This window comes from Nocardia sp. NPDC057668 (assembly GCF_042799795.1).
Taxonomy (GTDB): Bacteria; Actinomycetota; Actinomycetes; order Mycobacteriales; family Mycobacteriaceae; genus Nocardia.
In genome coordinates this window covers 234,055-247,352 of the sequence record NZ_JBHVIC010000004.1, presented here as the reverse complement: position 1 = coordinate 247,352, position 13,298 = coordinate 234,055, and the positions used below count along the sequence as shown (strand labels likewise).

The window sequence follows — 13,298 nt, the reverse complement described above, 5'->3', positions numbered from 1 at the left end:
GGATAGCAATGTTTGAAGGCCAATACGCCGGTGACTAGACTCCCGCCAATGCAACCAGAGGCGCCGGTGGGCGTGCGCACGAATCCGGGACGGTCGGCGTGACCTCTGCCCGGCGGGGCCGGCCCGCCGGTCGCACACCGCAGCTGCGTATCGCCGAAACCGTTGCCGCGGAACTGCGTTCACGCATACTCGCCGGTGACGAAGACTACCGCCTGCCCACCCAGGAGCAGCTGGTGCAGGACTTCGGGGTCAGCTATCCCTCGATCCGCGAGGCCCTGCGCATTCTCGAGACCGAGGGCCTGGTCACGGTCCGGCGCGGCAATGTCGGTGGCGCGGAGGTGCATCGGCCCGACGAGTCCTCGGCGGCGTATCACCTGGGTCTGGCCCTGCAGGGCGCCCGGGTCACCCTCGGGGACCTGGCCGATGGCCTGCGACTGCTGGAACCGCAGTGCGCGCGGGCCTGCGCCGAGCGCGCCGATCGGGCCGAGACCGTGGTCCCGGCCCTGACCGCGAACGCCGACGCCTGCGCGGCGCTGGTCGAGGACGGCGTCGCCTTCACCCACACCGCGCGCGAGTTCCACGATCTCATCGTCTCTTTCACCCCCAACCTCACCGTGCGCTACGTGGTGAGCACCCTGGTCGCGCTGTGGTCGACCCAGGAGGAGGCGTGGGCGGAGGCACTCACCAAGCGCGGGGAGTATCCCTCCGCGGATGAAGCGTCCGAGGTGGTGCGCACCCACCGGCGCATCGTGCGCGAGATCGCGGCCGGGCGCGCGTCCGAGGCCGAGCGGCTGTACCGCACGCATCTGACCGCCACCCAGGCCCTGGTGATCGATCGGTTCGGCGACGGCGTGGTCAATGCGGCCGCGTCCGCGCGCTCGGCCTTCGGGTCGACCCCTCGCACGCGCATCTGAGGCGTGCTTCTACCCGAATCCGGGCGCCACATCTGGCCTGTACGTGCGATAATGCTGTTCTCTCATGTCAGTATTCAATTCTCTGCCGAGACTTACGTAAGTCTTCCAGACTACGGGCCGTAGCCCGCCGGCACACTGGATAACCGGTCCCAATTTGCTCGAATAGCGCTGTCCAACTGCACTATTCGTTGACAGAGCTGCATCCGGACCGGACAGTACGACACCTTCCACAACCCCGCGATCCTTGCCCGATCCAGGGCTCTCAACCCCGAACTATTGCTATCCTTATGAGGATTGAAGTAGCGTACTCCCACGGATCAGTGGCCTGCATCACGCCCACGGAATCGCCCCCGGCAGCGCAGCCCGACATCCGCGACCGCACTTCGCACTCACACGGGAGGCCCCGCCTTGTCTCAAGGGGCGCGCTACAGCAGCACCACATCCATCACCCTCGCCGACGGCGTGCGCATCGAACGACTGACGCCGCCCAGCCGGCTCTTCGGGGCGAACGGCCTGCGCACCGGCGCCGACAACCGGATATACGTCGCCCAGGTCGCAGGCAGCACGATCAGCGCCATCGACATCACCACCGGCGACATCGAAACCATCAGCGCCAAGGGCGGCGACATCGTCGCACCCGACGACATCGCCTTCGACCCCGACGGCAACATCATCGCCACCGAATACCTGGACGCGCGGGTGAGCGTGCGCGGCAAGGACGGCCGCTCGCGGGTGCTGCGCGACGACCTGCCCGGCGCCAACGGCATCACCGTGCACCAGGGCCGGTTGTTCGTCAACGAATGCCGACCCGGCGGCCGGCTGATGGAACTGCCGCTGGACGGCAGCGCGCCGAAGGTGTTGCAGGACAACCTGATCATGCCCAACGCCATGGAGGTCGGCCCGGACGGGCTGCTCTATTACCCGGTCATGGGCACCAACGACATCTGGCGCATCGACCCCGACGGCGGCGAGCCCGAACGCGTGGTCGGTGACCTCGGCGTCCCCGACTCGGTCAAGTTCGACCCGCAGGGCTTCATCGTCTCCACCCAGGTGCACACCGGCGAGGTGCTGCGCATCAACCCGCGCACCGGCGAGCGTGCCCTACTGGCGCAACTGAACTCGGGCCTGGACAACTGCACGTTCGTCGGCGACCGGCTGTTCGTCTCCAACTTCTGCGGCGAGATCACCGAGATCCTGGCCGGCGGGCAGACCAGGGCGCTGCTGGAAGGGGGCCTGCTGTGGCCCCTGGACCTGGCGGTCACGCCCGAGGGCGTGCTGTATGTCGCCGACGGCACGTTCTTCTACGTGCTGCGCGCAGGCAAACTGCACACCGTCGCTTCGCTTTTCAGCCCCAACACCCCCGGCTACATCCGCGGGTTCACCGTCGTCGGCCCCGGCGAGTTCGTCGGCACCACCTCGAGCGGCCAGGTCACCTTCTTCCAGCCGGGCGCCGACGCCGAACCTCAGGTCGTGGCCGAGGGATTCGACCAGCTCTACGGCCTGGTCGCGACCGCGAACCGCACCGTCGTCACCGCCGAACTCGGCACCGGGCGCGTGCTCTCGATCCGGGCGAGCGGCGAGGTCGAGGTGCTCGCGTCCGGCCTGAGCGCCCCGATGGGCGTGGCCTTCGGCCCGGACGGCTCGGTGCTGGTCTCCGAATCCGGCGGCGGACGGGTAGTCTCGATCGGCGGTGGCGGCGTGGACACGGTGGTCGACGGACTCGAGTCGCCGCAGGGAATCCTGCTGCGCGGCAATGAGTTAATTATTCTCGACGTGGGCCTCAAGGCGCTCATCGGCGTCGATCTCGAGACCAAGGTCCGGCGCACGCTGGCCGCCAATCTGCCGGTCGGCGCACCCGACGGGGTCGTCGCCAAACCGCTCAACGCCAGCCCGCCGTTCTCCGGCCCCATGGGCCCGTTCGCGGGCCTGGCCGCCGGTCCGGACGGCACCGTCTACCTCTCGGCCGATGCCGAGGGCAGCGTCATGGCGCTGACGATCGGAGCGTGAGTCCCCCATGACCGAACCGGGTTTCGGGCTCGACGGGCGCATCGTCATCGTCTCCGGCGCGGGCGGCGGCGGCATCGGCACCGCCGTGACCAGGCTGGTCGCCGGCGCGGGCGCGACCGTCCTCGCGGTGAGCCGCTCGCCGCAGAACCTCGCCGAACACGTCGAACCCCTCGCAGCACAGGGCCTTCCGGTGATTCCGCTGGCCGCCGACGCGTCCACCGACGAGGGCGTGGCCACGGTGCTCGAGCACGCCCGCCGCACACCCGGGCAATTGCACGGGCTCGTCAACGTCGCCGGTGGCGCGGCGCTCGCCGACTGGATGCCCGCGATCCGGGTGCCCCGGGACAACTGGCGCGCCCTGTTCACCCAGAACCTCGAGTCGATGTTCTTCATGAGCCAGGCGGTGGCGGCCGAGCTGGCCGCCACCGGACACCCCGGCTCGATCGTGTCCATCTCCTCGATCAGCGGCATGAACACCGCCCCGTTCCATATCGCCTACGGCACAGCGAAATCCGCGCTCGTCGCGGTGACCCGCACGCTGGCGGTCGAGCTGGCCGGGCACGGGATCCGGGTCAACGCGGTCGCCCCCGGCGTCACCGCCACCCCGGCCTCGCGCGCCTACGTCGGCGACGATCCCGAACGCGATCAGCGCGCGATCGCGATGGGGCGGCGCGGCACGCCCGAGGAACAGGCCGGCCCCATCCTGTTCCTGCTCTCGGACCTGTCCACCTACATCACGGGGCAGACCCTGCTCGTGGACGGCGGGCTGAACCTCAAGTGGACCCACCTGGGGGCCGACAACACCTCGCTGTTCCTCGAGAACGAGGACTTCCGCGCCTCACTCACCCGCTGACACCACGGTCAACCTCAGGAGGATGTCGTGACCGATACCGTCGAAAACACTTCCGCCCCTGCCGAACCGCTCGCAACCCCGAAGCAGATCGGGGTCGAGGCCTACATCTCGCCGGAGTACGCCCGCGCCGAAGGCGACAAGCTGTGGGCCAAGGTATGGCAGCAGGTCTGTCGCGTGGAGGAGATCGCGAAGGTCGGCGACTACCTCACGTACGAGATCATGGCCGACTCGATCATCGTGGTGCGCACCGCGCCGGACACGATTCGCGCCTACCACAACGTGTGCGCGCACCGCGGCCGCCGGCTCGTCGACACCCCGCCCGGCGCGCACGACGCCCGCGGCGCGGCACGGCAATTCGTCTGCGGTTTCCACGGCTGGCGCTACGACCTCGAGGGCCGCAACACCTTCGCCGCCGAACGCGGGGACTGGACCTGCGGGCTCACCGAACGCAATGACGGCCTCGCGCGGGTACAGGTGGACACCTGGGGCGGTTGGGTTTTCATCAACATGGATCCCGAGTGCGAGCCGCTGCGGGACTACCTGGAACCGGCCGCGAGCCTGCTCGAGCATTTCGAACTCGAGAACATGCGCTACCGGTGGCGGCGCTGGCTGACCTTCGACTGCAACTGGAAGGTCGCCTTCGAGGCGTTCATGGAGACCTACCACGTCCCCTACACGCACCCGGAGTTCATGAACTTCGGCCAGTTCCTGGGCTGGGCGCGGGCCCAGGGCAAGCACAGCAACATCGGCTACGACGCGCCCAAGGGCATGGAGGAGAACCAGGCCAAGGTGCGCCTGGGCAGCGGCCCGGACGCCCGGTTGGCCACGGCCGAACTCCAGAACTTCACCTGGGAGAACGCCAATACCAACACCACCCGCACCCTCGTCGACGTGGCGAACCGGCTCGTCGACGAAGTCCCCGAGGGCACACCGGCCCCCGAGGTGCTGCGCTACTGGCTCGACACCGCCCGCGCGGAAGACGAAGCGCGCGGGGTGATCTGGCCGAAGATCGATCCCGCCGTGGTCGCACGCGCGGGGACCGCGTGGCAGATCTTCCCCAACTTCCAGATCGGCCACGCACTGAACAACATGCTCTGCTACCGATTCCGGCCCTACGGCCAGGACCCGGACAAATGCGTGTTCGAGGCCGCGGTCTTCGAGCTGTTCCCGCTCGGCGAGGAACCCGAGACCGAATGGGAGTACACCCCGGTCGGCGATCCCGGCTGGCGCACGGTGCTGCCCCAGGACTTCGACAATATGGCCGCCGTCCAGCAGGGCATGAAGAGCCGCGGGTTCTCCGGCCCCAAACCCAATCCCTACCGCGAACGCAGCGTCGTGAACCTGCACCACAACCTGGCCACCTACATGGGGACCGGCGAACCCCGAGACCTGGCCTGAATCAGCTTCTCCGACAAGGAAACACACAATGCAAGACTGCACACCCACGCAGACGCCCGAGATCGATCTGCCCGCGCTGCGCGCGAAATACCTCGCCGAACGCGATAAGCGCCTGCGGACCGAGGGTCAGGACCAGTACCTGACCACCGAGAGCGGGTTCGAGCAGTTCCACGAGGGCGACCCCTACTCCCCGGTGGTGCCGCGCGAGCCGATCACCGAGGAGATCGGCGTCGCGGTGCTGGGCGGCGGCTGGGCCGGGCTGCTCGCCGGGGCGCGGCTGCGCGAGGCGGGGGTCACCGACTTCCGAATCATCGAGCACGCGGGCGATTTCGGCGGTGTCTGGTATTGGAACCGCTACCCGGGGATCCAGGTCGACACCGACAGCTACCTGTATCTGCCGCTGCTCGAGGAGACCGGCTATATCCCGAGCGAGAAGTACACCCGCGGGGACGAGAACTTCGAGCACGCCCAGCGCATCGGCAAGCACTACGACCTGTACGAGCGGGCCATCTTCGGCACCATGGTCAAATCCCTGGAATGGGACGCGGCGATCGAGCGCTGGCGCATCGGCACCAATCGCGGCGACGACCTCCGGGCCCGGTTCGTGATCATGGCGCAGGGACCGTTCAACAAGCCGAAACTGCCCGGCATCCCCGGCATCGGCGACTTCGAGGGCCACACCTTCCACAGCGCGCGCTGGGATTACGACTACACCGGCGGCAGCTCGCGCGGCGGGCTGGACAGGCTCGCCGGCAAGAAGGTCGCGGTCATCGGAACGGGAGCGAGTGGCGTCCAGGTCATTCCGCACATCGCCGAATCCGCCGAGCACCTGTACGTCTTCCAGCGCACGCCGTCGTTCATCAACGAGCGCGGCGACATCCCCACCGATCCCGACTGGGCCGCGACCCTCGAGCCCGGCTGGACCGAGGTGCGCAAGCGCAACTTCCACACCGCCGCGTTCGAGGCGTTCGCTCCGGGTGAGAAGGATCTGATCTGCGACGGCTGGACCGAGGTCTCCCGGAATCTGGAAGCGAACATCAGCGCGAGCAACGGCTGGGCGTCGCTGACCCCGGAGAAGTTCGTCGAGCTGCGCGAGATCGAGGACTACCGGGCGATGGAGCGCGTCCGGCAGCGCGTGGACGAGCTCGTGAACGACCCGGCGATCGCCGAGGCGCTCAAGCCCTACTACCGGTTCCTGTGCAAGCGGCCGTGTTTCAGCGATGAATACCTGCCGACGTACAACCGCGACAACGTCACGCTGGTCGACGTCGCGGCCACCAAGGGCGTGGAGCGGATCACCGCCAAGGGCATCGTCGCGAACGGCGTCGAGCACGAGGTGGACTGCATCATCTTCGCCAGCGGCTTCGAGATCACCACCGATCTGGATCGCCGCCTGGGGATCGCGCCGTTCACCGGCCGCGACGGGCTCTCGCTGTACGAGCATTGGGCGCAGGGCTATTCGACCCTGCACGGGCTCACCACCCACGGCTTCCCGAACGTCTTCTTCACCGGGTTCCTGCAGGGCGGGGTCACCGCCAGCATCACCGCGGTCTTCGATCAGCAGGCCAAACACATCGCGCACATTCTCGGACAGGCCGTGGCCGACGGGATCACCACCGTGGAGCCGACCGCGGAGGCGGTGGCCGCGTGGGTCGCCACCGTGCGCGAGACCGCCATCGACAATTCGGCGTTCCAGCGTGAGTGCACGCCCGGCTACTACAACAACGAAGGCGAGAAGAACATTCGCTCGCATCTGGGCGAGCCCTACTGGCCGGGCTTCTACGCGTTCGAGGACGTGCTGCAGGGCTGGCGGGACGCCGGGGACATGCCGGGTTTGAGCGTCGGCAAGTAGTCGCGTACGTCGTTGCTGGAGAGGATATTTCGTGGATGAACTGAGATACGACGGCCGGGTCGCCGTGGTCACCGGCGGCGGCCGCGGTCTGGGCCGGGCCTACGCGCTGCTGCTGGCCGCGCGCGGGGCGAAGGTGGTGGTGAACGATCCGGGCAGCAGTGTGCGCGGCGACGGCGTCGACGCGAACCCCGCGGTCTCGGTCGTCCGGGAGATCGAGGCGGCCGGCGGCACGGCCATCGCCTGCACCAAATCGGTGGCCACGCCCGACGGTGGGCAGGCGATCATCGACACCGCGCTGGGGTGCTACGGCCGGCTGGACATCCTCATCCACAACGCGGGCAACGTGCGCTACGGCTCACTGCGCGAATTGTCCTACGAGGACTTCGAATCCGTTCTCGACGTCCACCTGCGCGGTGCGTATCACCTGGTGCGACCGGCGTTCCCGGTCATGGCCGACGCCGGGTACGGGCGCGTGGTGCTCACCTCCTCCATCGGCGGGCTGTACGGCAACAAGGGCGTGGTGAACTACGCCGTGTCCAAGTCCGCGATGATCGGGCTCTCGAACGTGATCGCCCTGGAAGGGGCCGAGCACGACATCAAGAGCAACGTCATCGTGCCCGCGGCGGTCACCCGCCTGGCCGACGGCCTGGACACCTCGGCCTATCCCCCGATGGGGCCCGAGCTCATCGCGCCCGCGGTCGGCTGGCTGGCACACGAATCCTGTTCCGTCACCGGCGAAATGCTGGTGGCCGTGGCGGGCCGGGTGGCGCGCGCGTACATCGCCGAGACCCCGGGGGTCTACCGGCCCGACTGGAGCGTCGAGGAGATCGGCGCGCAGATCCAGGGCATTCGCGACACCGCGGGCGCCTGGACCCTGGCCCCGGTGCCCGACGGCCACACCGTTCATCTGACCAAGAGTTTCGAGCTAGCCACGGAGGCAGCCAACCATGGCCGTTAAGGTTTTCGAACGCATCCTTCAGCTCTTCGAGGCCGAGGGCATCGACACGATCTTCGGTATTCCCGACCCGAACTTCGTGCACATGTTCCATCTCGCCGAGGAACGCGGCTGGAATGTGATCGCACCGCACCACGAGGAATCGGCGGGCTTCATGGCCGAGGCGGTCTCGCGGATGACCGGTAAGGCCGCGGTCTGCATCGGCACCCTGGGACCGGGCGTGGCGAATCTGGCCGCCGCCATGATGTGCGCGAAGGTGGAGAACTCCCCCGTCATCTTCCTCGGCGGCCAGCGTGCCCGGATCACCGAACAGCGGGTGCGGCGCGGGCGGATCCAGTTCGTGAAGCAGGCCGAACTGTTCACCCCATCGGTGAAGTACAGCGCCAGTATCGAATACGCCGATCAGACCGACGAGATCATTCGCGAGGGCCTGCGCCGCGCGCTCACCGGCACCCCGGGACCGGTGTACATCGAATGGCCCAAGGGCATCATCCAGGAGGAACTCGACGTCCCGGAACCGCTGCCGCCGCACCGGTATCGGCTCGTCGGTCAGACCGCGGGCCAGAACCTGATCGACGAGGCAGCCGAGCTGATCCGGTCCGCCGCGCAGCCGATCCTGCTGGTCGGGCACGGGGTGCACACCACCCGCGCCGGGGCCGCGGTGCGCGAGCTGGCCGAGGTCATGGCGTGCCCGGTCATCCAGACCTCCGGCGGCACCTCCTTCATCGAGGGCCTCGAGGATCGCACCTTCGCCTACGGGTTCTCCCCGTCCGCCATCGAGGCGGTGGTGGCCTCGGATCTGTGCCTGGCCATCGGCACCGAACTCGGCGAACCCGTGCACTACGGGGTCGGGCGGCACTGGGTCGCGAACGAAGCCAACCGTAAATGGATTCTGGTGGAACAGAATCCGGAGGCCATCGGCGTGAACCGCGCCATCGACGTGCCCCTGGTCGGCGACCTGCGGGCCATCGTGCCCCAGCTGACCGCCGCGCTGCGAGATACCCCGCGCACCCCGGCCCCCGAGCTGGCGGGCTGGATCGAACAGGACGCCGCGCGTCTGGCCGAGCTGGCCGAGACCGCGCCCTCGGGACGATCTCCGGTGCATCCCGCACGCTTGATCGTGGAGGCCACCAAGGCATTTCCCGCCGACGGCATCATGGTGCGCGACGGTGGGGCCACCACGATCTTCGGCTGGACCTACTCCCAGGCCAAGCCCCGCGATGTCATCTGGAATCAGAACTTCGGGCACCTGGGGACCGGAATCCCCTACGCGGTAGGGGCTTCGGTCGCACAGGGCCGCACACGGCCGGTCATGTTGATCAGCGGTGACTCCTCCTTCCAGTTCCACATCGCCGAACTGGAAACCGCTGCGCGACTAGGACTTCCACTGGTCTGCGTGGTGGCCGTGGACTACGCGTGGGGCCTCGAGGTCGGCGTGTACAAGGGACTGTTCGGGCAGGGGTCGCTCGAGACCGGCACCCACTGGAGCACCGATGTCCGCCTGGACAAGGTCGCCGAGGGCTTCGGGTGCTACGGCGAGTACGTGGAGAAGGAAGAGGAGATCGGGCCGGCCATCGCACGCGCCTACGCCAGCGGCAAGGTCGGGGTCATCCACGTGGCGGTCGACCCGAAGGCCAACTCCGAGGAGATGCCCAGTTACGACGAGTTCCGTACCTGGTACGCGGAAGGGACGCAGTAGTCATGCGCGAATACGGCAGGTTCTACATCGGCGGCGCCTGGGTCGATCCGGTCCGAACGGAGTTCTTCGAGGTCGTGAACCCGGCGACCGAGCAGGTCTGCGGCCGGGTCGCGAGCGGATCGGCAGCCGACGTCGACGCGGCCGTGGCGGCTGCCCGTGCGGCCTTTCCCGCCTGGTCGACTACCACGGTCGCCGAACGAGTTTCGGTGCTGCGGGCGATCGGCGAGCAGTACGCCAAACGGTCCTCGGATCTGGCCGCGGCCCTGACCGAGGAGATGGGCGCGCCCGCCGCGCTGGCGGGCGGGTTCCAGCTGAATCTGGGCACCGGGCACCTGGACACCGCCATCGAGGTGCTCGAGCGCTTCGCCTTCGAGGAGCAGCGCGGGGACACCCGCATCGTGCGCGAGCCGATCGGGGTGTGCGGACTCATCACGCCGTGGAACTGGCCGTTGAGCCTGATCGCGGTGAAGGTGTTCCCGGCGTTGGCCACCGGGTGCACCATCGTGCTCAAGCCGGCCGAACGCGCGCCGTTCAGCGGTCAGATCTTCGCCGAGATCCTCGATGCCGCGGGGGTTCCCGCGGGCGTGTTCAACCTGATCCAGGGTGACGGTCCCGGCGTGGGCGTGCCGCTGTCCGCGCATCCGGACGTGGATCTGATCTCTTTCACGGGGTCCACGCGCGCCGGAATCGAGGTCGCCCGCAACGCGGCGCCCAGCGTCAAACGGGTCGTGCAGGAACTCGGCGGCAAGAGCCCGAACATCGTGCTCGACGACGCGAACCTGGCGGCCAACGTCGCCGCCGCCATCGGCCCGGTCATGATGAACACCGGCCAGACCTGTAGCGCCCTGACCCGCATGCTGGTTCCCCGGGCCCGCATGGACGAGGCCGTCACGGCCGCGCGCACCGCGGCTACGGCGCTCACCGTCGGCGATCCCGCCGGCGATGTCGCACTCGGCCCGGTGGTTTCGGGGCCGCAGTTCGAGAAGGTGCAGGGCCTGATCCAGCGGGGCATCGACGAGGGCGCGACCCTGGTGATCGGCGGTACCGGGCGACCGGACGGGCTGACCACCGGCTACTACGTCAAGCCGACGATCTTCGCGAACGTCACCAATGACATGACGATCGCGCGCGAGGAGATCTTCGGGCCGGTGCTCGCGATTCTCGGCTACGACGACATCGACCACGCCGTGGACATCGCCAACGACACCGAATACGGCTTGGCCGCCAATGTCGCCGGAGCCGACCCGGAACAGACCCGCGCGGTGGCCCGCCGGCTGCGCGCCGGGTACGTCACCATCAACGACGCGTTCGACTTCCACTGCGCGTTCGGCGGCTATCGCAAGAGCGGAAACGGCAGGGAGTGGGGCGAGTTCGGCTTCCACGACTACCTGGAGATCAAGAGCATCGTGGGCTACGGCGCCTGATCATCTTCGGAGACAGCGCCTCATCACGCTCGATATCGCCCCGTGAGCATCGTGCTCGCGGGGCGATATCGCGTCCCGGATGGGGCTACGACGGGCCGAGGGGCCCGGCCGGTTGGCCTGGCCCGGCCACCGATTCCAGCTGGGCCGAGGCCGGCTTCGGCGGGTTGGCCGGCTGGGTGGGAGCGACCACCAGGCGCGACGGGACCAGGACCACCGCGCGGACGCCGCCGTAGTCCGATTCACCCAGGCGCACGACGATGCCGTGCCGGGCCGCGAGGCGGGCCACCACGAAGAGGCCGAGACGCGAGTCTTCGAAGAGGGTGTGCACACCGAAATCCGGTGGGGTGGAGAGCATATGGTCCAGCCGCTGCTTCTCCGACGCGGGCAGGCCGACGCCCTGGTCGATGATCTCGATCGCCACGCCCTTGCCGACGACGGTGCCGATGATCTCCACCGGCGCCTTCGGCGGCGAGAACGCCACGGCGTTGTCGATCAGCTCGGCCAGCAGGTGCAACAGGTCCGCCACCACGGTCCCGGCGACCGCCACGTCGGGCATGCGGGTGATCCGGGAGCGGGTGTAGTCGATGGTCTCCCCGACCCCGGAGCGCACCACCTCCATGAGCGAAACCGGTTGCCGCCATTGGCGTCCCGGCTGACCGCCCGCCAAAATGATCAGATTCTCGGCGTTGCGGCGTTCGCGGGTGACCAGATGATCGAGCCGGAAGAACACCTCCAGCAGGGCCGGATCCTCCTGGGACGCTTCGACGTCGTCGAGGATCTCGAGCTGGCGGTGCACCATCACCTGACTGCGGTGCGCGATATTGAGCACCACCGATTCGACGCCGCCGCGCGTGCGGGCCTCGGTCACCGCCGCGGAGATCGCGATGGTGTGCGCGTGCCCGAAAGCGTCCGCCACCTGCCCGATCTCGTCGTCGCCGAAATTCAGGACCGCGACTTCCGCGGCGGGCTCCACGGTTTCGCCCGCGCGCAGACGCCGCATCACCTCGGGCAGGCCGGTATTGGCCAGCGCCAGGGTGCGATTGCGCAGTCGCCGCAGTCGGCGAATGATGCGGTCGGCCAGCAGCAGCGCGACCGCGATCGCGCCGGCGGCCAGCAGCAGCACGGCGGTTCCGGCCAGCATCGCGTCCCCGCGCGTGGCCTTGGCGGCCTCGATGGCCAGGGTCTGAGCCCGGTGATTGTGCGCGTTCCAGAACCCGGTCAGGACCGTCGAGACCTCGGTGACCGCGTCCTGCCATTCCTGGGTACTGACCGGCAGCGGGGTCGCGAACAGTGCCTGCATCGCGCTGCCGGTGAGACCCGAGGCCGCGGCGATCCGGCGGGCGTCGGCGCGCTGCAGGAGAGCGCTCTCCACCCCGGTCATGCGCTTCCACGCCATCGATTGCAGCAGGCGCTGCGCACCCTGGGCCTGATCGGAGGACAGGTCCTTGGCGAAGTTCTCGACCAGGCTGTGCGCGTACCCGACCAATCGCTGATATTCGGCGGCGAGCACGTCGGGCAGCCCACCGTCGCCGGCCAGCGACGCCGCGAGGGCATTGGCCCGATTCAGGGCCTCCTGCGCGGTGAGGGCCTCCGCGGCCAGGTTCAGCTTGCCCGCGCTCTCCGCGTTGGGAGCCTGGTCCTGGATCATGCGGGTGCCCAGGATGACCATGTCGGGCAGGCGGCCGTAGAAGGCGTAGGCCTCGTTCAGGCTCACCGCTCCCGCGTCGAAGGCGGTGCGCTGACCGCCCAGCAGTTTCTCGAGCAGGTTCAGGTCACCGACCGAGTCCTTGAGGTCCTCGCGACCCAGCGCCCGCAGCGCGTCCTCGGTCGGATTCATCTGCCGCAGCGCCGAATCCACGCGCTGCCGGGCGGCCGCGAGCGCGCCCGGTTCGGGCGCCGACCCGGCGTAGATCCACAGGGTGACCTGGCGCTCCTGCTGGATGGCGGCCACCAGCTCCGAGACCGGGGCGATGCCGTCGAGCATCTTCGACGCCCACTCCTCGTCGTGCCGGCTGGTCGAGACCAGATAGCCGGTCGTGCCGACGCCGACCCCGAGCAACGTGAGGCTGGGAACGAGAGCGATTGCCAGGATGCGTACCCGCACACCGGGTTTCGCCTTGAACATCGGCAAAGTATAACGAGATCTAGATCACATGAACAATGCAATTCTCAAAATTGCATATCAAAACTTCCATA

General features: G+C 68.4%; 9 protein-coding genes. 8 read left to right on the top strand and 1 reads right to left on the bottom strand.

The window, feature by feature from the left end:
• The first annotated feature begins 98 nt into the window (after positions 1–98).
• From ACFVBH_RS25215 to ACFVBH_RS25180, 8 genes are all read left to right on the top strand, one after another.
• Positions 99–914, top strand: a complete 816-nt coding sequence (locus ACFVBH_RS25215; RefSeq protein WP_379005052.1) for a FadR/GntR family transcriptional regulator — start codon at positions 99–101, stop codon at positions 912–914.
• A 408-nt stretch (positions 915–1,322) separates the two neighbouring features.
• The gene (locus ACFVBH_RS25210; RefSeq protein WP_379005050.1) at positions 1,323–2,921 is read left to right on the top strand and encodes an SMP-30/gluconolactonase/LRE family protein; all 1,599 of its coding nucleotides are present in this window, start codon (positions 1,323–1,325) and stop codon (positions 2,919–2,921) included.
• Between the two features lie 7 nt (positions 2,922–2,928).
• On the top strand, positions 2,929–3,774 hold the full coding sequence (locus ACFVBH_RS25205) for an SDR family NAD(P)-dependent oxidoreductase (protein ID WP_379005048.1): 846 nt from the start codon (positions 2,929–2,931) through the stop codon (positions 3,772–3,774).
• 27 nt (positions 3,775–3,801) lie between these two features.
• A complete protein-coding gene (locus ACFVBH_RS25200; protein WP_379005046.1) occupies positions 3,802–5,172 on the top strand; it encodes an SRPBCC family protein in 1,371 nt (456 codons plus the stop codon).
• Positions 5,173–5,200: 28 nt separating this feature from the next.
• Positions 5,201–7,024, top strand: coding sequence for a flavin-containing monooxygenase (locus tag ACFVBH_RS25195; RefSeq protein WP_379005044.1), 1,824 nt, complete (start codon positions 5,201–5,203; stop codon positions 7,022–7,024).
• Positions 7,025–7,055: 31 nt separating this feature from the next.
• Positions 7,056–7,982: an SDR family NAD(P)-dependent oxidoreductase gene (locus ACFVBH_RS25190; protein ID WP_354984376.1), complete on the top strand. Its 927-nt coding sequence runs from the start codon at positions 7,056–7,058 to the stop codon at positions 7,980–7,982.
• Entirely contained in the window at positions 7,972–9,678 is a 1,707-nt protein-coding gene (locus ACFVBH_RS25185; protein WP_354984377.1) for a thiamine pyrophosphate-binding protein, read from the top strand. The genes ACFVBH_RS25190 and ACFVBH_RS25185 overlap by 11 nt, the downstream gene beginning before the upstream one ends.
• A 2-nt stretch (positions 9,679–9,680) precedes the next feature.
• The gene (locus ACFVBH_RS25180; RefSeq protein ID WP_379005041.1) at positions 9,681–11,102 is read left to right on the top strand and encodes an aldehyde dehydrogenase family protein; all 1,422 of its coding nucleotides are present in this window, start codon (positions 9,681–9,683) and stop codon (positions 11,100–11,102) included.
• A gap of 85 nt (positions 11,103–11,187) precedes the next feature.
• Here the strand turns inward: ACFVBH_RS25180 and ACFVBH_RS25175 are convergent, their stop codons facing one another.
• On the bottom strand, positions 11,188–13,227 hold the full coding sequence (locus ACFVBH_RS25175) for a nitrate- and nitrite sensing domain-containing protein (protein WP_379005039.1): 2,040 nt from the start codon (positions 13,225–13,227) through the stop codon (positions 11,188–11,190).
• Positions 13,228–13,298 lie beyond the last annotated feature (71 nt).

What these genes read in the sequence shown, in the direction of transcription:
- ACFVBH_RS25205 (WP_379005048.1), top strand. Translation starts at nt 2,929, where the DNA reads ATGACCGAACCGGGTTTCGGGCTCGACGGGCGCATCGTCATCGTCTCC.
- ACFVBH_RS25195 (WP_379005044.1), top strand. Translation starts at nt 5,201, where the DNA reads ATGCAAGACTGCACACCCACGCAGACGCCCGAGATCGATCTGCCCGCG.
- ACFVBH_RS25185 (WP_354984377.1), top strand. Translation starts at nt 7,972, where the DNA reads ATGGCCGTTAAGGTTTTCGAACGCATCCTTCAGCTCTTCGAGGCCGAG.
- ACFVBH_RS25180 (WP_379005041.1), top strand. Translation starts at nt 9,681, where the DNA reads ATGCGCGAATACGGCAGGTTCTACATCGGCGGCGCCTGGGTCGATCCG.
- ACFVBH_RS25175 (WP_379005039.1), bottom strand. Translation starts at nt 13,227, where the DNA reads ATGTTCAAGGCGAAACCCGGTGTGCGGGTACGCATCCTGGCAATCGCT.